The following is a 17,523-nucleotide window of genomic DNA, read 5'->3' on the forward strand; positions in this document are numbered from 1 at the left end:
CTTTCCCTGCTGTTTCTCATGTTCAAGGACCCTGCCATGAGCCGTATCTACGCAGACAACGCCCACTCCATCGGCAACACGCCGCTGGTGCAGATCAACCGTATCGCCCCGCGTGGGGTGACCATTCTGGCCAAGATCGAAGGGCGCAACCCGGGCTACTCGGTCAAGTGCCGGATCGGCGCAAACATGGTCTGGGACGCCGAGAGCAGCGGCAAACTCAAGGCGGGCATGACCATCGTCGAGCCGACCTCGGGCAACACCGGTATCGGCCTGGCGTTCGTTGCCGCCGCCCGTGGTTACAAGCTGATCCTGACGATGCCGGCGTCCATGAGCCTGGAGCGCCGCAAGGTGCTCAAGGCGCTGGGCGCAGAGCTGGTGCTGACCGAGCCGGCCAAGGGCATGAAGGGCGCCATCGAGAAGGCCAACGAAATCGTCGCCTCCGATCCTGCCCAGTACTTCCTGCCGGGCCAGTTCGACAACCCGGCCAACCCGGCGATCCACGAGAAGACCACCGGGCCTGAAATCTGGAACGACACCGACGGCGCGGTCGATGTGCTGGTTGCTGGTGTTGGCACCGGCGGCACCATTACCGGCGTGTCGCGCTATATCAAGCACACCCAGGGCAAGTCGATCCTGTCGGTGGCGGTCGAGCCGGTGGCTTCGCCGCTGATCAGCCAGACCCTGGCCGGTGAAGAGCTCAAGCCCAGCCCGCACAAGATCCAGGGCATCGGCGCCGGTTTCGTGCCGAAAAACCTCGACCTGTCGATCGTCGACCAGGTCGAGACCGTGACCGACGAAGAGTCCAAGGCCATGGCCATCCGCCTGATGCAGGAAGAAGGCATCCTCTGCGGTATCTCCTGTGGCGCGGCCATGGCAGCAGCAGTGCGCCTGGCCGAGAAGCCGGAAATGCAAGGTAAGACCATCGTCGTAATCCTGCCCGACTCGGGCGAGCGTTATCTGTCCAGCATGCTGTTCAGCGACCTGTTCAGCGAGCAGGAAAACCAGCAGTAATCCGCCCGGCCGCTGATCCGGCGCAACATTCGGCGACCTGGTTTATTGCAAAATCTTCATGAGTGAGATCCCGCCCAGGTTGTTTTTACCGGGGCGGGATGGGTTTATGATGGCCGGATGATTTTTCTGGGAGCAGGCAGCGCTGGCCTGCTTCCACTCCAAGGAGTGATGCATGACCTTTTCCTTCCTCGCCAAGGCAGGTGTACTGCTGGTGTTCTTCGGCAGCGTGCTGTACGTGCACCTGCGCGGCAAGGCTCGCCTGCCGGTACTGCGCCAGTTCGTCAACCATTCGGCGCTGTTCGCACCTTATAACAGCCTGATGTACCTGTTTTCCGGTGTGCCGTCCAAGCCCTACCTGGACCGCCAGCGTTTCCCCGAGCTGGACGTGCTCAAGGACAACTGGCAGGTGATCCGCGAGGAGGCCATGCGCCTGTTCGACGAGGGCTACATCCGTGCTGCCGAGAAGGACAACGACGCTGGCTTCGGTTCGTTCTTCAAGAAAGGCTGGAAGCGCTTTTACCTGAAGTGGTACGACAAGCCGCTGCCGTCTGCCGAGGCGCTGTGCCCGAAAACCGTCGAGTTGGTCAGCAGCATTCCCAATGTGAAGGGTGCGATGTTTGCCCTGTTGCCTGGCGGCAGCCACCTGAACCCGCACCGCGACCCGTTTGCCGGTTCGCTGCGCTACCACCTGGGCCTGTCGACCCCCAACTCTGACGCCTGCCGTATCTACGTCGATGGCGAGGAATACGCCTGGCGTGACGGCGAGGACGTGATGTTCGACGAGACCTACGTGCACTGGGTCAAGAACGAAACCGACGTGACCCGGGTGATCCTGTTCTGCGACATCGAGCGCCCCCTGAGCAGCCCGCTGATGACCCGCATCAACCGCAAGGTCAGTGCCTTCCTCGGCCGCGCCACCGCGCCGCAGAACACCGATGACGAACGTGTGGGCGGGATCAACCAGGCGTATGCCTGGAGCAAGCGCTTCAGCAACAAGATCAGTACCCGCATGAAGCAGTTCAAGCGTGCCAACCCCAAGGCCTACCGCATCCTGCGGCCGGTGCTGGCGGTGGTGGTGGCTTACTTCCTGTATCGCTGGTTGTTCTGATAGCAGGGCTGGCCTCTTCGCGGGCACGCCCGCTCCCACAGGGATTGCACAGAACCTAATGCTTGTGCAGTACCTGTGGGAGCGGGCTTGCCCGCGAAGAGGCCGGATCAGGCTATTGCCCAACCCTGAATTCACCGCTATATTCCGAAACACTTCTCTTCCCTGAAGACCCGATCATGCCAGCCATCCCTTCCACCGCAAGCTTTGCCATCGCGCCAGTCGCGGGCATGGTCGTGCGTGGCAGTCAGCAGCCGGTCATGATCAGTCACTACCCACCACCACGTGTCAGTGGCGTCGTAGGCGGCGTAGCTCCGCCTCCTTGCGTGGTCGTGCTGGGCTGATCGGCTTCTGGCCGCATCCCTTCGCACCCGCAACCTACTGAACACGGTCGGCACCTTCCCTCGCTGAAGTTCACGCCCGCCGTCTGGCTTACTCGCCTTACATCAGGTGGCAATACATGTCTGTCTTCAACAAAGCATCCGTGGCCTCGGCGGCCACCACCAGCCTGTTCGTCCTGCTCTGGAGCAGTGGCGCGATCGTTTCCAAACTCGGCCTGGCCCATGCCAGCCCTTTCGCCTTCCTGCTGCTGCGCTCGGCGCTGGCCCTGACCGGCCTGCTGCTGATCGGCCCGTTGCTGGGCCTGCGCTGGCCGCGCACACGGGGGGCGATCCTGCGTGCCCTGGGCACCGGTTGCGTGCTGCTTGGCGCCTACCAGATCTTCTACCTGCTGGCGCTCAATACCCACGTCACCCCGGGCGTGATGGCCACGGTGATGGGGGTGCAACCGATCCTCACCGTGGTGCTGATGGAGCGCCAGCGTTCCTGGAGCCGCTTGTTCGGCCTGGGCCTGGGGCTTGGCGGGCTGGTAATGGTGGTCTATCAGGGCATCAACCTCGGCGGGGTGTCGCTGCTCGGCATGCTGTTCGCCTTGCTGGCGCTGGCCAGCATGACCTTCGGCTCGATCCTGCAGAAGCGCATCACCGACAACCCGATGGGCACGCTGCCATTGCAGTACATCGCCGGCTTCGCCATGTGCGCCGTGTTCGCGCCGCTGCAACCGCTGCATGTGGAGTGGACCGGTGGTTTCGTTGGTGCGCTGCTGTGGATGGGGCTGGTGGTGTCGCTGCTGGCGACCCTGCTGCTGTACCGGCTGATCGCCAAGGGTAACCTGGTCAATGTCACCAGCCTGTTCTACCTGGTGCCGGCCGTGACTGCAGTGATGGATTTCCTGATCTTCGGCAACCGTCTGGCGCCGTTGAGCCTGCTGGGCATGGGGCTGATCGTGGTCGGCCTGCTGTTCGTATTCCGCAAGCCGGCGGCGCGGTTGGCTGAGGCGTAAGGCCTAGCGAAACTCTTCGGGGATGGCGTGGCGCAACACGCCTTCCTCGAAGTCCAGGGTGCCGGCTTCGCGCTGGGTCAGCAGGTAGTAGAGCAGGGTGTCGGCCGATTGCGTTGCCGGCACTTCGACTGCCAGCATCCTGACCGCCTTTTCCACCTCGCAGGTGCAGCCGAATTCGGCCAGGGCCGCGTGCACCTGCTCCAGGGTTTCCGGTGGCCTGACGACGACCCGGAACACCGACGCTCCGGCGCTCTGCTGCAAGGCGTCGAACCAGGCCTGGTCGCCTTCGTGGCGAATGCTGATGATGTCACCGGGGGCGATACCGTAGACGTGGAAGGGGATGCTGTCGACCCGATAGCCCCCAGCGACCGCCTGTGTCCACAAGCCTTCCACCGAGGCTGGCGGGTAGCCGCTTGCGTCCTGTTCCAGGCGGAACAGCACCTTCTTGAATGTGTCGCTCATGGTCCGCATCGCCTCACGTGCGCGCCGGGCGCAGTACCAGCCACAGCGCCAGGGCAATCAGCACACCGCCATATACATGGGCCATCGACAAGGGTTCATCGAGCAGCCACGCTCCCCACAATACACCGAACACCGGGATCAGGAAGGTCACGGTGCTGGCCTTGACCGGGCCGATTTCGGCCAGCAGGCGGAAGTACAGGATATAGGCGAAGGCGGTGCATAGCAGGCCCAGGCCCAGCAGCGACAGCCATACCTGCCAGCCGCCCCAGCTTGCCGGAGGCTGGGTCATGGCGCTCCAGGCGAACAGCGGGCTCAGCATCAAGGTGGCGCCGAGCATGCTGCCCAGGGCCGACAGGCGGCTGTCCAGGCCGCTGATCCAGCGCCGCGCGAGGAAGCCGGCGAAACCGTAGCAGGTGGTGGCTGCCAGGCAGGCCAGGGCACCTTGCACCAGGGCCATGTCCAGTGCTACCGGGCCGGCGCCGCTGAGGATGCCGACACCGAACAGGCCCAGGAAGATGCCGCCGAGCTTGGGCAGGGTCATGGCTTCGCGGAAGAACAACGCGCCGATCAGCACGCCCATCAGCGGTGTGGTGGCGTTGAAAATCGCCGAATAGCCGGCGGGCAGCACTTGCGCGGCCACGGAGTAGAAGGTGGCCGGGATGCCCGAGTTGATCATGCCCAGCACCAGGCAGGCGCCAAGCTTTCCGTCGAAGTTCCAGCGCACCCGGGTGGCGGCTAGGATGGCGATCAGGCCCAGGCAGGCGATGGAGACGCGGAAGAACGCGGTAGGGACGGTACCCAGCTCCGGGGCGATGATGCGCATGAACAGGAAGCTCGCCCCCCAGACAGCGGCAAGGGTCAGCAGGCGGGCTAGGGCGATGGGGCTCACAACGGTCTCCGGGTACAGGGCAGGGCGCGAGTGTACGTGACTCGCCTGGGCGATTCTTGTGCTTTCTTGCGCTGTAAACCTGTACTGGCCTCTTCGCGGGCACGCCCGCTCCCACAGGGATATCACAGCGTTCAGTATTGTGGAGATCCTGTGGGAGCGGGCGTGCCCGCGAAGAGGCCAGCACAGGCTAAGCTCATAGCTCACCCAGCCTTGAGGTGTTGTGCATGACCCAGCATTGGCCCGCCGGCGAGATCGCGCGGATGATCCTCGACGGCTTCGACGACTACCGCGAGCACTTTCGCCGTATCACCCTCGGCGCCCGCGAGCGCTTCGAGCAGGCGCGCTGGCAGGACATCCAGCGGGCGTCGGCAGTGCGGATCAACCTGTATGAACAGAAAGTCGGCGAGGTCAACGCCTGGCTGCGCGACGGTTTCGACGAAGAGGTGCTGCTGGATGTGGAACAGTGGCCGCTGGTGAAAAACGCCTACATCCGCCTGATCGACCCACGGCTGGACGACGAGCTGGCGGAGACCTGGTACAACTCGCTGTTCTGCAGCCTGTTCAGCCATGACCAGATCAGCGACGGTTGCATGTTCATCCACACCACCCGGCCTTCGATCCGCACCCATGAGCGCGCTGCGCAGACCCGCACCTACACGCCCGGCGGTAGCCTCAAGGGGCTGCTGCGGGCCATTTTCGCTGACTATGCCTTTGCCTATGGCGATCTCGAAGGCGATGTGGCACGTCTTGAAGAACAACTGAAGGACTGCCTGCCAGACTGGGTGTGCAAGGACCCGGCCCTGGCCGTGGAGCTGTTCGTGCCGGTGTTGTACCGCAACAAGGGCGCCTATCTGGTCGGCCGCCTGTACAACGCTGATGAGCAATGGCCGTTGGCGATTGCACTGCTGCACCGGGAAGGCCATGGCATCGAGGCCGATGCGCTGATCACCGACGAGGCCGAGGTGTCGATCATCTTCTCGTTCACCCGCTCGTACTTCATGGCCGACGTGCCGGTACCGGCAGAGTTCGTCAACTTCTTGAAACGCATCCTGCCGGGCAAGCACATTGCCGAGCTGTACACCTCGATCGGTTTCTACAAGCAAGGCAAGTCGGAGTTCTATCGCGCCCTGATCAACCACCTGGCCGGCAGCGACGACCGCTTCGTCATGGCCCCCGGGGTGCGCGGCATGGTCATGAGCGTGTTTACCCTGCCGGGCTTCAATACTGTGTTCAAGATCATCAAGGACCGCTTCTCGCCGTCCAAGACCGTCGACCGTGCCACGGTGATCGACAAGTACCGGCTGGTGAAAAGCGTCGACCGGGTGGGGCGCATGGCCGATACCCAGGAGTTCGCCGATTTCCGCTTCCCGCGTGGCAAGTTCGAGCCCGAATGCCTGGCCGAGTTGCTGGAAGTGGCGCCCTCGACCGTGGCGCTTGAAGGCGACACGGTGCTGGTCCGCCACTGCTGGACCGAGCGGCGCATGACCCCGCTCAACCTATACCTGGAGCACGCCAGCGAAGGGCAGGTGCTCGAAGCGCTGGAGGACTACGGGCTGGCCATCAAGCAACTGGCGGCGGCGAACATCTTCCCGGGTGACATGCTGCTGAAGAACTTCGGTGTTACCCGGCATGGGCGGGTGGTGTTCTACGACTATGACGAGATCAGCTTCCTGACCGAGGTGAATTTCAGGCACATCCCGCCGCCGCGCTACCCGGAGGATGAGATGTCCGGCGAGCCGTGGTATTCGATCGGGCCGCACGATGTGTTCCCTGAAGAGTTCCCGCCGTTCCTGTTTGCCGATATCGGCCAGCGCCGGTTGTTCAGCCGCTTGCATGGCGAGTTGTATGACGCGGACTACTGGAAGGGGCTGCAGGCGGCGATCCGGGAAGGCAAGGTGATTGATGTGTTTCCCTATCGGCGCAAGGGGCGGTGATCCTGTTTCGCCAGGCCCGGCCTCTTCGCGGGTAAACCCGCTCCCACAGATCCTCCACTGGCTTCAGTATGTGGGAGCGGGTTTACCCGCGAAGAGGCCAGACCTGCTGTTCACATTCAGCTTTTCAGGCACTTCATCTCACTGAAGTCTGTCCTCACCTTGGCCAGCCGCTCCTGCAGGAACTGCCGCTGCGTGGGCGTGCTCAAGTGCATCAGGTCCACAATCAAACTGCGCGCCTGCTGCTCGCTATTCTGATAGGCCGCCCGGTACTCCGGCGTCCACAGGCTTTCCTTGCGTTGCAGCAAGGTCGCCAGGCGCGGCTCGAAGCTGGCGTCGTTGCGCTGGTTCATGGCCAGCATCAACTGTTGCTGCCAGTGCTGGCGGTTGGCGATCCACTGGCGGTTCTGGTCACCCAGCGCCTGCGACCAGACCTGCACACGCTGGCGCTGGGCGGCGTTGAGCTCGCCGAACCAGTTGGTCAGGCGCTTTTCCATGCGCTCGGTGCGGCGTGCAATCTGTTTGGCCACGGGGGTGTCGACGTATTCCTTTTGCCGCTCGCTGATATCGTCGCGGAAGGCATCACGCATTTCCGTGACTTGTTTATCGCTCATGCCGCGCAGTAGCTCGGTGGCCGAGGGCGTAATTTCTTCGGCCACCCGGCCGATCGCCTGGCGCGCCTCGACGGTGCGTTGCTGCAAGGCCTGGTCGGTCACCTGGTCCTCGGCGACCATGTCGCGCACCCGGTCGAGCCAGTCGAGGTAGCCTGGCAGCTGGGTCTTGCAGTGCCAGGCCAGGTGCTGTTTGAGCCGTTCGTCGAGCAATGTCTTCTGCTCACGGTTCATCGCCAGGTAGTCACCCAGCGACCAGGGCACCAGGCGGTCGAGGTTGCGATAGGCCAGGTCGATACGGCTGCAGGCCGCCAAGGCAACGGCGCAGGCGATGGTGATGAGCAGGGCTTTGGACAGGCGTACAGGCATGTGCAGGTCCTGGCTGTGGCCGGCTGATCGGTAGACGCAAGGGGGACGGCGCGGTTCCGCCGCATCAGCGATCAGGCAGCGCAGTGGCTTCAGGTGTAGAATAGCCGCCTTGTCTTGAGGAACATCGGAAATGGCTCTGCTTGGGCGTTACAACAGTTTGCAAATCGTGAAACACGTGGAATTCGGCCTGTACCTGGATGGCGGCTCCGACGGTGAGATCCTGCTGCCAGGGCGTTACATCCCGAAGAACGCCGAAACCGAGATCGACGACTGGCTGAACGTGTTCCTCTATCTGGATAGCGATGACAAGCTCATTGCCACCACCGAGAAGCCCAAGGTGCAGGTTGGTGAGTTCGCCAGCCTCAAGGTCAAGGACATCAACGGTGCCGGTATCTTCCTGGACTGGGGGCTGCCCAAGGACTTGCTGATGCCGTATTCCGAAGAAGCCCGGCAACTGAAAATCGGCGATTATTGCGTCGTGCATGTCTACCTGGACAAGCGCACCCGCCGCATCACCGCCACTTCACGCCTGGACCGCTACCTGGACGTTACCCCGGCTCAATACCAGGTTGGCCAGCCGGTCGAATTGCTGGTGGCTGGCGAGACGCCGATGGGCTTCAAGGCCATCATCAACAACCGCCACTGGGGCCTGATCCACAAGAACGAGGTGTTCAAGTTCCTGCGTTCGGGCATGCACGTGGAAGGTTTCATCAAGGAAGTGCGCCATGACGGCAAGATCGCCCTGAGCCTGCAGCCGGTCGGCAAGGCGCTGGGCGATGACCTGCAGGAGCGCATCATGGCGCGCCTGGAGGCCGAAGGCGGGACGCTGGCGGTGAGCGACAAGAGCGCCCCGGAAGTGATCAGCCAGATGTTCAACGTCAGCAAGGGCAACTTCAAGAAGGCCATTGGCGGGTTGTTCAAGCAGGGCCGCATCGTCATCCATGACGATCGCATCGAAAAGGCCTGATCAGGCCTGCACGAAGGTCCGGAAGTCCAGCTGCTCGCCACCCGGGCGGGTGTCGCGCAGCAGCGAGTCGCGGTCGGCGCTCAGGGCCAGGCTGATGGTCGAGCGGCGCTTGCCGGGGTTGCGCACTTCCATCTGCTCCTGGTGAGCACGGAGGAAGTTGACCGGCACCTTCAGGTGTTGCAGCTCGTCGCTTTCCGGGGTGTGCAGTAGCAGGTTGACCCAGTCGGGCTGGCCCTTGCGCAGCAGTGCCACCGGCACCTCGAACCACCACAGGTTGCGCTTGCGGTCGAGGATGGCGAACAGGGTGTTGGCGCTGGTCAGCACCGGGTTGGCCAGGGCCTGGTTGCGGCGGGCGATGGCGGCGGGTTTGTCGAGTTTCATGCAGGTTCCTGCGGGTTGACGCTTGATTAGGGCTGCATTGTGAGGGGTGGCACCCGGCCTAGCAAGGCTTGAGGGCCTCTTCGCGGGCTTGCCCGCTCCCACAGGTACAGCGCATGCCTCGGGCTGTGCGCAATCCCTGTGGGAGCGGGCAAGCCCGCGAAGAGGCCAGTTGCCTTAACGGCTAATCGGCCTGCTCAACTCGGAAGTAGCGCCATCCGCAGTGGTCACCGTCGCCGTAAAGCTCTTCAGCCCGCCGATATTCCCCAGCACCTGGGCAAACCGCGCCTGCCCCTGCTCATCACTGTTCACCAGCACATCTCCCAGATATTGCTCTGCCTCGGTCCCCTCTGCCTGGGCATTGCCAAACACCTCGATGCGCAACAGGCTCGACACCGGCCCCTGCACCTCGCCTCGCAGCACATTGCCGTCCAGCGCGATCAGCCGTGGCGGTTGCTGGTTGTGGTTGGGCAGCGGCTGGCACGGCTTGGGCTCGCCCTTGGCATCGCAGATGATCGCCTGATCCTTCTTCGGCAAATCTGCGCCGACGCCACGCGAGCCTACATACAAGGCATGGGCTTGGGCCGGTACGCCGAACACGATGGCGCCGGTGCGCTGGTTCGGCACGCACGAACCACCGGCCTCGCAGCGGCGGATGTCCTGGCTGTTGCCCCAGATGCGGTTGCCGCTCAGGCGCGTGGCGGTGACGTCAGGTTCCGGGCGCAGGGCCACGCCGATGCGGTTGCCGTGGATCAGGTTGCCGTCGAGGATGTTGCCTTCGCCGGTGACGCTGACGCCGATCGAGTTGCCGCTGAAGGTGTTGGCGCCGAGGTAGTTGCGCTTGCCCCAGTTGATCTGCAGGCCGTCGGAGTAGTTCTCGAAGCGGTTGCGCACCACGCTGTTGTCGTTGCCCAGCAGGATCTCGATGCCCTGGGACGGCTCGGGGTTGGCCGGGGTCGAGCGGAACAGGTTGTCGGCCACCAGGTTGAATGCTGCGCCACGGGTCAGTTCCAGGCCATCGCCGTTGTCGATCAGCTGGTTGCGCAGCACCTTGTTGTTGACCGTGGTGGTGGCGGTCGGGTTGCCGGCACCATCGTCGCCCGTGAGCATGATGCCGGCGCCGCCTTTGTTGGCGACGATGCGGTTGTCTTCGATGACGTTGCCGCTGGCGCGGTTGACCAGGATGCCGATGCAGAAGTTGCGCACCTCCAGGCCACTCAGGTGCACGCCCTGGGTGTCACGCAGTACCAACCCGGGGTTGGTGGTGGTGCGTACGTTGGTGCCGAACTGGCCGGGCAGGGCGCCGGGGCAGGTGCGCACGCCCTGATCCTTGATGTAACCCGAGCCGTCGATAGCGATGTATTGACCGTCACGGGCCCAGGGCAGGCCGCTGATCTGCACCGGGCCCTTGATTTCCGGCAAGGCGCGGGCCGGGCGAATCACATAGGGCGGCTTGCCTACGGCAGCGATCTCGATGCGGTAGTGGCCGGGGTTCTGGTTGCTGGTTTCGATGGCCCAGCGCAGGGTGCCGGGTTGGCCATCGTCGGCATAGCGCTCGACCTTCAGGGTTTCGCTGGCCGGTACGGCGGCCAGGGCAGGCAAGGGCAACAACGGCAAGAAAGCCGCAAGCAGGGGCATCAGACGCATGGGGCAAATATCCGGAAACTGTTGTTTTTATACGCAGGTTGGCAGCGATTCTAGGGCAGCCGTCGGGCCTTGAGCAGTGAGGTTGGCCTATTCGGTGCGGTATTCGCCCGCTGATTCGCCGTTCGGCTTGGGCCAGGCAAATTGATTGAAACTCTTTCGCAAGGTCCCCGGTCCACCGACTGTCGACACGGTCCACGTGTCTCCATTTGCAGGAGATTTGCCATGAGCGGCACCAAAGACAAAGCGAAAGGCCTGGCCAACGAAGCGATTGGTAACATCAAGCAGGGCGTCGGCAAGGTGACCGATAACGACAAGCTGCGGGCAGAAGGCAAGGCCCAGGAACTGAAGGGCGAGGCGCAGCAGATCAAGGGCAACGTGAAGGATGCTGTGAAGAAGCCTTGATCTGAGGTGGCCTGTTCCGGCCCTTTCGCGCCGAACCGCCGCGAAGAGGCCGGAACAGCTTCAGGCATTTTCTTCTGGCATGTCCGGGAGCAGTACATCATCGGCGTGGTCTATTAGACTTACCCGTTGTACTCAAGAATCAAGCGGCGAAAGGAGACGCTATGATTTTCCCCGACCTGCGCGGCCTGCCCCTGCACCGCGTGCTGGTACGCACCGTCAAGGAATTCCTCGACGACGAGATGTCGACCTATGCGTCCGCGCTGGCCTACCAGATGCTGTTTTCGCTATTCCCGTTCCTGCTGTTCCTGATCGCCCTGATTGGCTTCCTGCACCTGCCGGACTTCTTTTCCTGGTTGCGCCTGCAATCGGAACTGGTGCTGCCGCCTCAGGCCCTGGAGCAGGTGAACCCGGTCATTGACCAGTTGCAGCAGTCCAAGGGCGGGCTGCTGTCGGTGGGTATCGTCATCGCCCTGTGGACCGCTTCGGCCGGCGTGCGCCTGATGATGAGCGCCATGAATGCCGCTTACGACGTGCCCGAGGGACGCCCGGTGTGGAAGCGCATTCCACTGTCGATCATCTACACCATCGGCATCGCCGGCATGCTGCTCTCGTCAGCTGCGTTGATGGTGCTGGGGCCGCAGGTGATGGAGTGGATCGCTTCGCAAGTCGGCCTGCAGGAAGTGATCGTCACCATCTGGACCGTGCTGCGCTGGCCGGCGATCATCATCCTGATGATGGTCGCGGTGGCCTTGATCTATTACGTGATGCCGGATGTGAAGCAGAAGTTTCGCTTCATCACCCCCGGCTCGGTGCTGGCGGTAGTAGTATGGATCATCGCCTCCCTGGGCTTTGCCTACTACGTCAAGACCTTTGCCGACTACAACGCCATGTATGGCAGCATCGGTGCGATCATCGTGCTGTTGCTGTACTTCTACATCTCTGCCGCCGTGCTGTTGCTGGGGGCGGAAATGAATGCGGTGATCGAGCACATGTCGAGCCAGGGCAAGAACCCGGGCGAGAAGGATTTCGAGGGCGTCAAACCTCAGGAAACCATCACCGTGCTCGGCCATGAACACCCGGTCGAGCCTGAACCGACCGAGCCGAACCCGCGATGATCCGTGACATTCTCAAGATGGGCGACGAGCGCTTGCTACGCATTGCCCCACCCGTGCCTGAACATCTGATCGGCAGCGCCGAGCTGCAGCAGCTGATCGATGACATGTTCGAAACCATGCGCCATGTCGGCGGCGTGGGCCTGGCGGCACCGCAGATCGGTATCGACCTGCAACTGGTGATCTTCGGCTTCGAGCGCAGCGAACGTTACCCGGATGCCGAACCGGTGCCGCAGACCATTCTGCTCAACCCGGTGATCACCCCGCTGACCACGGAGATCGAGGACGGTTGGGAAGGCTGCCTGTCGGTGCCAGGCCTGCGTGGTGTGGTGCCACGCTACAAGCACATCAGCTACGAAGGTATCGATCCGCAGGGTAATCCGATCAGCCGGTTTGCCGATGGTTTTCATGCGCGGGTGGTGCAGCACGAATGCGACCACCTGATCGGCCGCCTCTACCCCTCGCGTATCCAGGACTTTGCCAAGTTCGGCTACACCGATGTGCTGTTCCCCGGGCTGGATGACAGCGACGATTGAGCCCGCACCATGGCCAGCAGGCTTTTGCTGCGCTGGTAGCGTTGCAGGCGCGAGGCCAGGGCTTCGGGCAGTTGCTCGGTGATGCTGAAGCCAAGGCGCTGGTAATAGGTTGTGAGGTCGGGGTGGCAGAACAGCCAGGTCGGGCCACTGTGCCCGGCCAGTGCCGCCTCGACCAACTGCGCGGCCACGCCACGCTTGCGCTGCTGCGGGGCGACGAACAGCCCGGTGAGCCAGTGGCCGTCGGCGACGGCACTGAGGCAAAGGCCGGCAACGATCCCGTCGCTGCGCGCCACCCATGATTCACCATCATTGGCTGCGCGCATGCGCGAACCCTGCTGTTTGTAGAAGTGTTCGAGCAATCGACGCTCGGGGCCGATGAGCAGGGTGCAATGCAGGGCAGTCATGGGATGTACCTGGAGCGGATGGCTCTAGCCCGGTGATTCCAGGCTATCGAGCCGTTTGGCTTTGTCGCAGATTGTTGCAAATCCTGCAAGGGTGAATGTCCGAGTTCAGGGTTCAACTATTCCCGGCCAGGAGTAGAATTTTACCTATTCCCACTGGCAGTAGACGAAGCGGGATCGGTACTTCGTGTCATCTTCGCAGTCGATGACAACTTCTCCGCGCCAATGACGGCATCAGAAGTCACGCGATCAGCTGGATTGTTTTAAAGGCCAAACCCCATGAAACCATTACTGATTCTTGCACTGGTCGGTATGTCCTCGTTCGCCCTCGCCGATGAGGCCAAACCGGTCTCCAGCGAGCCTGTGGCCCAGCAGTACGACTATTCCATGAACCTCGACATCAAACGGGTGATCAACCTGTCGACCATCCCCAATGTCTGCGAAGTGGTACCTGCGACCATGACCTATGAAGACCATCATGGCCAGGTGCATACCATTCAGTACCGGGCGATGGGCGAAGGTTGCCAGCAGGGGTGATCGCCCTACGTCAGCGGCCTCTTCGCGTTGAGCCGTAGCGAAGAAGCTGCTTGCGTCCCCTGTTTCATCGGCCCGTCAGTACCTTCTGTACCACCTCCAGGCCTTGTTTCAGCTCAGCTCGGCTACCTGCTGCCGACAGGCTGATGCGCACGGCCTGCACTTCGATCGCGCCAATGGCAAACACACTGGCCGGGACGATCTCCACACCTTGCTCGCGACATTGCCTGACCACCGCCTCGGCGCCCTGTGGCGTGCCCAGCCACGCGTGGGGCGAAGGTTGCCCGGTATTGTGCAGTCCATCACCCAGCAGTCTGCGTGCCAGGCGCCATCGCTCGGTAATTTCCGATTTCTGCCAGGCGAGCCGCCGTGCAGCGGTGCCATCTTCGATCCATTGGCAAGCGATATCCAGGCTCAATGGCGACACCGACCAGTGGCTGGCCTGGGCATGCGGGTCAACCTGTGCCAGCAGCTTCGGGCTGGCCGCAATCCATCCCAAGCGCAGGCCAGCTGCCACTGTCTTGGACAGGCTGTTGATGTAAATCGCCTGCTCGCCCAGTAGTGGATAGAGCGGCGCTTGGTCACTGAATGCGCCATACACATCATCCTCGATCAGCAACAGCCCCAGGCGTTTGACTACCTCGGCAATTGCCGCGCGGCGAGTATCCGTCATGCAGGCGCCCGTGGGGTTGTGCAGGGTCGGTGTGGTCACCAGCACGCGGGCACCGCTGGCGCGCGCCACACGGTCCAGGTCATCGGGCCGCAGGCCTTGGTCGTCAAGTGCCACACCATGCACCGGCAGGCGCAGTTGCCGACAGGCCGCCTTGATGCCCGGTGCGGTCAGGGCCTCGAGCATGACCGGCTCGCCAGCCTGGCAGAACGACTGCAGCACCAGTGTCAGCGCTTGCTGGGCTGCACCACACAGCAACAGCTCGTCCGCTGAAAGGGCCAGGCCGCGGTTTGCCATCCACTGGGCGCCACGAATCCGCCCAAGCAGCAACTGCTCGGGGCCCAGGTAATGATCGAGCAAGTTGTTGTCGGGGCGTTTCAGCAGGCTGCGCAAGCTGTCTTGCAAGTCATGGTTGTGCGGGTCGGCTACCGGGACGTTGGTCGACAGGTCGATCAGCGGGCGCTGCCCGTCGTGATGCTTGATGCGGAACAACGTCGCTTCCTTGCTGCCTGCCAGCACGTAAGTGCCGCGGCCCACTTCGCCAGCCACCAGGTGGCGCGCGGCAGCTTCGCGGTAGGCCTGCTGGGTGGTACTCGGGTTGAGGCCCAGTTTCCAGGCCAGCCGGCGTTGCGGGGGCAGGCGGTCACCCACCTTGAGGGTGCCGCTTTCGATGGCTTGGGCAATGGCATCGACCAAGGCGAGATATCGGGGTTGGTCATCGTCGACCAGCTGCGGGATCCACACGAAATTGCTACCCATGCAATATAAGGTTGTACCCATACAATGCCCGGCGCTTAGGATCGGATCAACCACCTACCGAAGAAGGGATGATCGCCATGTTCGACCTTGTTGCCCTGCGCGAAGCCGCCGATTTCGTTCACCAGCACGTTCCGCCAACACCTCAGCGCGCCTGGCCGCTGCTGGCCGAGCGGGTCGGGTGCAAGCTGTGGGTCAAGCACGAAAACCATGCCCCCACCGGCGCCTTCAAGGTACGTGGCGGGTTGGTGTACGTGCGGTCGCTGCTGGCCACCGGCAAGCCACCGCGGGGCCTGGTCACCGCCACCCGTGGCAACCACGGCCAGAGCATGGCGCTGGCCGCGAGCCAGGCCGGCGTGCCGCTGGTGATCGTGGTGCCCGAGGGCAACTCGAAAGAGAAGAACGCCGCCATGCGCGCACTGGGCGCCGAGCTGGTGGAGCACGGTGTCGACTTCGACGTGGCCCGCGAAGAGGCGGCCCGCCTGGCGGACGAACTGGGCTACGACATGGTGCCGTCGTTCCACCCTGAGCTGGTGCGCGGCGTGGCCACCTATGCCCTGGAGCTGTTCGAAGCCGTGGCCGACCTGGATTGCGTGTACGTGCCGATCGGCATGGGCTCGGGCATCTGCGGGCTGATCCAGGCGCGCAACCTGCTGGGGCTGAAGACCGAAATCGTCGGCGTGGTGTCCAGTGCGGCCGATGCCTATGCGCAGAGTTTCGAGCAGGGCCGCATCGTCACCACGGCCACGGCCGATACCTTTGCCGATGGCATGGCCTGCCGGGTACCGCACCCGGATGCATTTGCCCTGGTTCGCGAGCATGCTGCACGTATCGTGCGGGTCACCGACAGCGAAGTGGCAGCGGCCATGCGCATCTATCACGAAACCACCCACAACACCGCTGAAGGTGCCGGTGCTGCGGCGCTGGCGGCGTTGCTGCAAGAGCGCGAGCGCCAGGCCGGCAAGCGCGTGGCCGTGGTGCTGAGCGGGGCCAATGTGGATCGCGAGCGTTATGCGCAGGTGCTGGCGTGTACTGAAAAATCCTGAATGGATATCGGGGAAAAAGTGCTATCTTAATTTGATAGCATTTTCCGATGAACACTCGATACCGAAAAATCTACGACGCTATCTTCAGGACGCCCACCACGGCCTCATTGGCGTTTGCCGAGGTTGAAGCGCTGGTGCTTCACCTCGGCGGGCAAGTGCTGGAGCGACAAGGCTCCAGGGTCAAGCTGGTGCTTGGCGGCCAGAGCTGGAGGTGCCATCGCCCCCATCCCGGCAAGGAAGCCAAACGGTATCAGATTGAAGAAGCCCGCGAATTCTTGCTGCGGGCAGGAGTCAGCCTATGAGTTGCATGCGCTACAAGGGCTATGCCGCCCGTATCGAATACGATGAGCGTGACGACATTTTTGTGGGGCGTGTGCTGGGCATGCGCGACATCATCAGCTTTCACGCAAGCTCGGTGCCAGAGCTTCATGAAGCCTTCCGTGGGGCGCTGGAGGATTACCTGGCCGATTGCGCCGAGCAGGGCATCACCCCGGAGAAACCCGCGTCTGGCAAGGTCATGCTGCGCATTCGCCCAGAGGTGCATGCGGCTGCCAGTGTTGCCGCCCGCGCTGCCGGCAAAAGCCTTAACCAGTGGGCCGATGAGGTGTTCGAGCAGGCGGCTCTGGCTTGATCGAACACCCTTCCATCCCATGACTGCTCGTGGCAGGCTCTACGGCGCCTGATTGCCCTGACTTCGAGTGTTCAATGCCATTTTCCAACGGTTTCCTCCTCAGCCTGTCGTTGTGCCTCGATATCGGCGTGGCCAACATCGCCATGATCACCCTGGCCATGCAGCGTGGTTTCTTCCAGGGATTCTGGCTCGGCCTGGGGACCTGTGTAGGCGACCTGGTCTATGCCATTGCGGCGCTTGCCGGCATGACCGTGCTGCTGCAGTTCGAGAGCGTGCGCTGGACCTTGTGGCTTGGCGGTTCGGCGTTGCTGGTGTGGTTCGCCATCAAAATGCTGCTGGCTGCCTGGCGTGGCGGGCACATGGAGGCCGGCGCGCAAGTGGTGGTGGAGTCGGGCTGGCGCGAGTTTCTGCGGGGCATCTTCCTGGCCATGTCGTCGCCCAGCGCCATCCTTTGGTTCGCGGCGGTCGGCGGCGTGCTGATAGCCCGCTCCGGCGGTGGCAGCCTGCTGGACGCAGGGCTGTTTCTTGGGGGCTTCTTCGCTGCCGGGCTGGTCTGGTGCATGGGCATTTGTGGCATCGCCAGCCATGGCGGGCGTTTGCTGGGGGACCGCCTGCTGACTTGGTCGTACCTGCTGTCGGCGGCGATTTTCTGCTATTTCGCGGTGTATGTGATCATCTCGGGCTACCGTGAATTCATTCTCGCCAGCCCACCGCTTACCTGAG

At 62.9% G+C, this 17,523-nt stretch carries 21 protein-coding genes; 14 read left to right on the top strand and 7 right to left on the bottom strand.

The window, feature by feature from the left end; genetic code table 11:
- Window positions 1–36: 36 nt before the first annotated feature.
- The 4 genes from cysK (at window position 37) to N430_RS16780 (ending at window position 3,458) form a co-directional block, all read left to right on the top strand.
- Window positions 37–1,011 carry a cysteine synthase A gene (gene cysK / locus N430_RS16765; RefSeq protein WP_110637048.1) on the top strand — a complete coding sequence of 325 codons (975 nt, stop codon included), beginning with the start codon at window positions 37–39 and terminating at the stop codon, window positions 1,009–1,011.
- A 172-nt stretch (window positions 1,012–1,183) separates the two neighbouring features.
- On the top strand, window positions 1,184–2,119 hold the full coding sequence (locus N430_RS16770) for an aspartyl/asparaginyl beta-hydroxylase domain-containing protein (RefSeq protein ID WP_110637045.1): 936 nt from the start codon (window positions 1,184–1,186) through the stop codon (window positions 2,117–2,119).
- A 176-nt stretch (window positions 2,120–2,295) separates the two neighbouring features.
- Complete coding sequence (locus tag N430_RS29465) at window positions 2,296–2,460, top strand: hypothetical protein (protein ID WP_158288788.1); 165 nt, start codon at window positions 2,296–2,298, stop codon at window positions 2,458–2,460.
- 116 nt (window positions 2,461–2,576) lie between these two features.
- Window positions 2,577–3,458 (top strand): DMT family transporter, encoded by an 882-nt coding sequence (locus N430_RS16780; RefSeq protein WP_110637042.1) that lies wholly within the window; start codon window positions 2,577–2,579, stop codon window positions 3,456–3,458.
- 3 nt (window positions 3,459–3,461) lie between these two features.
- Here N430_RS16780 and N430_RS16785 read toward each other — a convergent pair whose 3' ends face one another.
- On the bottom strand, window positions 3,462–3,920 hold the full coding sequence (locus tag N430_RS16785; RefSeq protein ID WP_110637039.1) for a DUF4265 domain-containing protein: 459 nt from the start codon (window positions 3,918–3,920) through the stop codon (window positions 3,462–3,464).
- A 13-nt stretch (window positions 3,921–3,933) separates the two neighbouring features.
- Window positions 3,934–4,809, bottom strand: coding sequence for a DMT family transporter (locus N430_RS16790; protein ID WP_110637036.1), 876 nt, complete (start codon window positions 4,807–4,809; stop codon window positions 3,934–3,936).
- Between the two features lie 224 nt (window positions 4,810–5,033).
- Between N430_RS16790 and aceK the strand changes: the two genes are divergently transcribed.
- A complete protein-coding gene (aceK, locus tag N430_RS16795; protein WP_110637033.1) occupies window positions 5,034–6,743 on the top strand; it encodes a bifunctional isocitrate dehydrogenase kinase/phosphatase in 1,710 nt (569 codons plus the stop codon).
- Window positions 6,744–6,859: 116 nt separating this feature from the next.
- Here aceK and N430_RS16800 read toward each other — a convergent pair whose 3' ends face one another.
- Window positions 6,860–7,720 carry a DUF6279 family lipoprotein gene (locus N430_RS16800; RefSeq protein WP_110637029.1) on the bottom strand — a complete coding sequence of 287 codons (861 nt, stop codon included), beginning with the start codon at window positions 7,718–7,720 and terminating at the stop codon, window positions 6,860–6,862.
- A 130-nt stretch (window positions 7,721–7,850) separates the two neighbouring features.
- Between N430_RS16800 and N430_RS16805 the strand changes: the two genes are divergently transcribed.
- The gene (locus N430_RS16805) at window positions 7,851–8,687 is read left to right on the top strand and encodes a S1 RNA-binding domain-containing protein (protein ID WP_110637025.1); all 837 of its coding nucleotides are present in this window, start codon (window positions 7,851–7,853) and stop codon (window positions 8,685–8,687) included.
- Here N430_RS16805 and N430_RS16810 read toward each other — a convergent pair whose 3' ends face one another.
- Window positions 8,688–9,068 (bottom strand): hypothetical protein, encoded by a 381-nt coding sequence (locus N430_RS16810; RefSeq protein WP_060510375.1) that lies wholly within the window; start codon window positions 9,066–9,068, stop codon window positions 8,688–8,690.
- Between the two features lie 174 nt (window positions 9,069–9,242).
- Window positions 9,243–10,712 carry a nitrous oxide reductase family maturation protein NosD gene (locus N430_RS16820; RefSeq protein WP_110637023.1) on the bottom strand — a complete coding sequence of 490 codons (1,470 nt, stop codon included), beginning with the start codon at window positions 10,710–10,712 and terminating at the stop codon, window positions 9,243–9,245.
- Window positions 10,713–10,934: 222 nt separating this feature from the next.
- Here N430_RS16820 and N430_RS16825 point away from each other — a divergent pair, with 222 nt between their 5' ends.
- From N430_RS16825 to def, 3 genes are all read left to right on the top strand, one after another.
- A complete protein-coding gene (locus N430_RS16825; RefSeq protein ID WP_110637020.1) occupies window positions 10,935–11,114 on the top strand; it encodes a CsbD family protein in 180 nt (59 codons plus the stop codon).
- Window positions 11,115–11,275: 161 nt separating this feature from the next.
- Complete coding sequence (locus N430_RS16830; protein ID WP_110637017.1) at window positions 11,276–12,229, top strand: YihY/virulence factor BrkB family protein; 954 nt, start codon at window positions 11,276–11,278, stop codon at window positions 12,227–12,229.
- Window positions 12,226–12,762 carry a peptide deformylase gene (gene def / locus N430_RS16835; RefSeq protein ID WP_110637014.1) on the top strand — a complete coding sequence of 179 codons (537 nt, stop codon included), beginning with the start codon at window positions 12,226–12,228 and terminating at the stop codon, window positions 12,760–12,762. The genes N430_RS16830 and def overlap by 4 nt, the downstream gene beginning before the upstream one ends.
- Here def and N430_RS16840 read toward each other — a convergent pair.
- On the bottom strand, window positions 12,717–13,166 hold the full coding sequence (locus tag N430_RS16840) for a GNAT family N-acetyltransferase (protein ID WP_110637010.1): 450 nt from the start codon (window positions 13,164–13,166) through the stop codon (window positions 12,717–12,719). The genes def and N430_RS16840 overlap by 46 nt on opposite strands.
- A gap of 276 nt (window positions 13,167–13,442) precedes the next feature.
- Here N430_RS16840 and N430_RS16845 point away from each other — a divergent pair, with 276 nt between their 5' ends.
- Window positions 13,443–13,700 (top strand): DUF2790 domain-containing protein, encoded by a 258-nt coding sequence (locus N430_RS16845; RefSeq protein WP_054885703.1) that lies wholly within the window; start codon window positions 13,443–13,445, stop codon window positions 13,698–13,700.
- A gap of 64 nt (window positions 13,701–13,764) precedes the next feature.
- Here the strand turns inward: N430_RS16845 and N430_RS16850 are convergent, their stop codons facing one another.
- Window positions 13,765–15,126 (bottom strand): PLP-dependent aminotransferase family protein, encoded by a 1,362-nt coding sequence (locus tag N430_RS16850; RefSeq protein ID WP_110637007.1) that lies wholly within the window; start codon window positions 15,124–15,126, stop codon window positions 13,765–13,767.
- A 77-nt stretch (window positions 15,127–15,203) separates the two neighbouring features.
- On the opposite strand from N430_RS16850, the gene N430_RS16855 reads away from it, so the two are divergent.
- The 4 genes from N430_RS16855 (at window position 15,204) to N430_RS16870 (ending at window position 17,522) form a co-directional block, all read left to right on the top strand.
- Window positions 15,204–16,169 (top strand): threonine dehydratase, encoded by a 966-nt coding sequence (locus N430_RS16855; RefSeq protein ID WP_110637265.1) that lies wholly within the window; start codon window positions 15,204–15,206, stop codon window positions 16,167–16,169.
- Window positions 16,170–16,216: 47 nt separating this feature from the next.
- The gene (locus N430_RS16860; RefSeq protein ID WP_110637003.1) at window positions 16,217–16,471 is read left to right on the top strand and encodes a type II toxin-antitoxin system HicA family toxin; all 255 of its coding nucleotides are present in this window, start codon (window positions 16,217–16,219) and stop codon (window positions 16,469–16,471) included.
- Complete coding sequence (locus N430_RS16865) at window positions 16,468–16,800, top strand: type II toxin-antitoxin system HicB family antitoxin (RefSeq protein ID WP_079229264.1); 333 nt, start codon at window positions 16,468–16,470, stop codon at window positions 16,798–16,800. Before N430_RS16860 ends, N430_RS16865 begins: the two co-directional genes overlap by 4 nt.
- Window positions 16,801–16,874: 74 nt before the next feature.
- Entirely contained in the window at window positions 16,875–17,522 is a 648-nt protein-coding gene (locus tag N430_RS16870; protein ID WP_110637000.1) for a LysE family translocator, read from the top strand.
- The last annotated feature ends 1 nt before the right edge of the window (window position 17,523 follow it).

It is taken from the genome of Pseudomonas sp. CC120222-01a (assembly GCF_003097235.1).
Taxonomy (GTDB): Bacteria; Pseudomonadota; Gammaproteobacteria; order Pseudomonadales; family Pseudomonadaceae; genus Aquipseudomonas.

What these genes read in the sequence shown, in the direction of transcription:
- aceK (WP_110637033.1), top strand. Translation starts at nt 5,034, where the DNA reads ATGACCCAGCATTGGCCCGCCGGCGAGATCGCGCGGATGATCCTCGAC.
- def (WP_110637014.1), top strand. Translation starts at nt 12,226, where the DNA reads ATGATCCGTGACATTCTCAAGATGGGCGACGAGCGCTTGCTACGCATT.
- N430_RS29465 (WP_158288788.1), top strand. Translation starts at nt 2,296, where the DNA reads ATGCCAGCCATCCCTTCCACCGCAAGCTTTGCCATCGCGCCAGTCGCG.
- N430_RS16845 (WP_054885703.1), top strand. Translation starts at nt 13,443, where the DNA reads ATGAAACCATTACTGATTCTTGCACTGGTCGGTATGTCCTCGTTCGCC.
- N430_RS16840 (WP_110637010.1), bottom strand. Translation starts at nt 13,166, where the DNA reads ATGACTGCCCTGCATTGCACCCTGCTCATCGGCCCCGAGCGTCGATTG.
- N430_RS16800 (WP_110637029.1), bottom strand. Translation starts at nt 7,720, where the DNA reads ATGCCTGTACGCCTGTCCAAAGCCCTGCTCATCACCATCGCCTGCGCC.
- N430_RS16805 (WP_110637025.1), top strand. Translation starts at nt 7,851, where the DNA reads ATGGCTCTGCTTGGGCGTTACAACAGTTTGCAAATCGTGAAACACGTG.
- cysK (WP_110637048.1), top strand. Translation starts at nt 37, where the DNA reads ATGAGCCGTATCTACGCAGACAACGCCCACTCCATCGGCAACACGCCG.
- N430_RS16770 (WP_110637045.1), top strand. Translation starts at nt 1,184, where the DNA reads ATGACCTTTTCCTTCCTCGCCAAGGCAGGTGTACTGCTGGTGTTCTTC.
- N430_RS16855 (WP_110637265.1), top strand. Translation starts at nt 15,204, where the DNA reads ATGTTCGACCTTGTTGCCCTGCGCGAAGCCGCCGATTTCGTTCACCAG.
- N430_RS16780 (WP_110637042.1), top strand. Translation starts at nt 2,577, where the DNA reads ATGTCTGTCTTCAACAAAGCATCCGTGGCCTCGGCGGCCACCACCAGC.
- N430_RS16810 (WP_060510375.1), bottom strand. Translation starts at nt 9,068, where the DNA reads ATGAAACTCGACAAACCCGCCGCCATCGCCCGCCGCAACCAGGCCCTG.
- N430_RS16825 (WP_110637020.1), top strand. Translation starts at nt 10,935, where the DNA reads ATGAGCGGCACCAAAGACAAAGCGAAAGGCCTGGCCAACGAAGCGATT.
- N430_RS16870 (WP_110637000.1), top strand. Translation starts at nt 16,875, where the DNA reads ATGCCATTTTCCAACGGTTTCCTCCTCAGCCTGTCGTTGTGCCTCGAT.
- N430_RS16860 (WP_110637003.1), top strand. Translation starts at nt 16,217, where the DNA reads ATGAACACTCGATACCGAAAAATCTACGACGCTATCTTCAGGACGCCC.
- N430_RS16785 (WP_110637039.1), bottom strand. Translation starts at nt 3,920, where the DNA reads ATGAGCGACACATTCAAGAAGGTGCTGTTCCGCCTGGAACAGGACGCA.
- N430_RS16850 (WP_110637007.1), bottom strand. Translation starts at nt 15,126, where the DNA reads ATGGGTAGCAATTTCGTGTGGATCCCGCAGCTGGTCGACGATGACCAA.
- N430_RS16820 (WP_110637023.1), bottom strand. Translation starts at nt 10,712, where the DNA reads ATGCGTCTGATGCCCCTGCTTGCGGCTTTCTTGCCGTTGTTGCCCTTG.
- N430_RS16830 (WP_110637017.1), top strand. Translation starts at nt 11,276, where the DNA reads ATGATTTTCCCCGACCTGCGCGGCCTGCCCCTGCACCGCGTGCTGGTA.
- N430_RS16865 (WP_079229264.1), top strand. Translation starts at nt 16,468, where the DNA reads ATGAGTTGCATGCGCTACAAGGGCTATGCCGCCCGTATCGAATACGAT.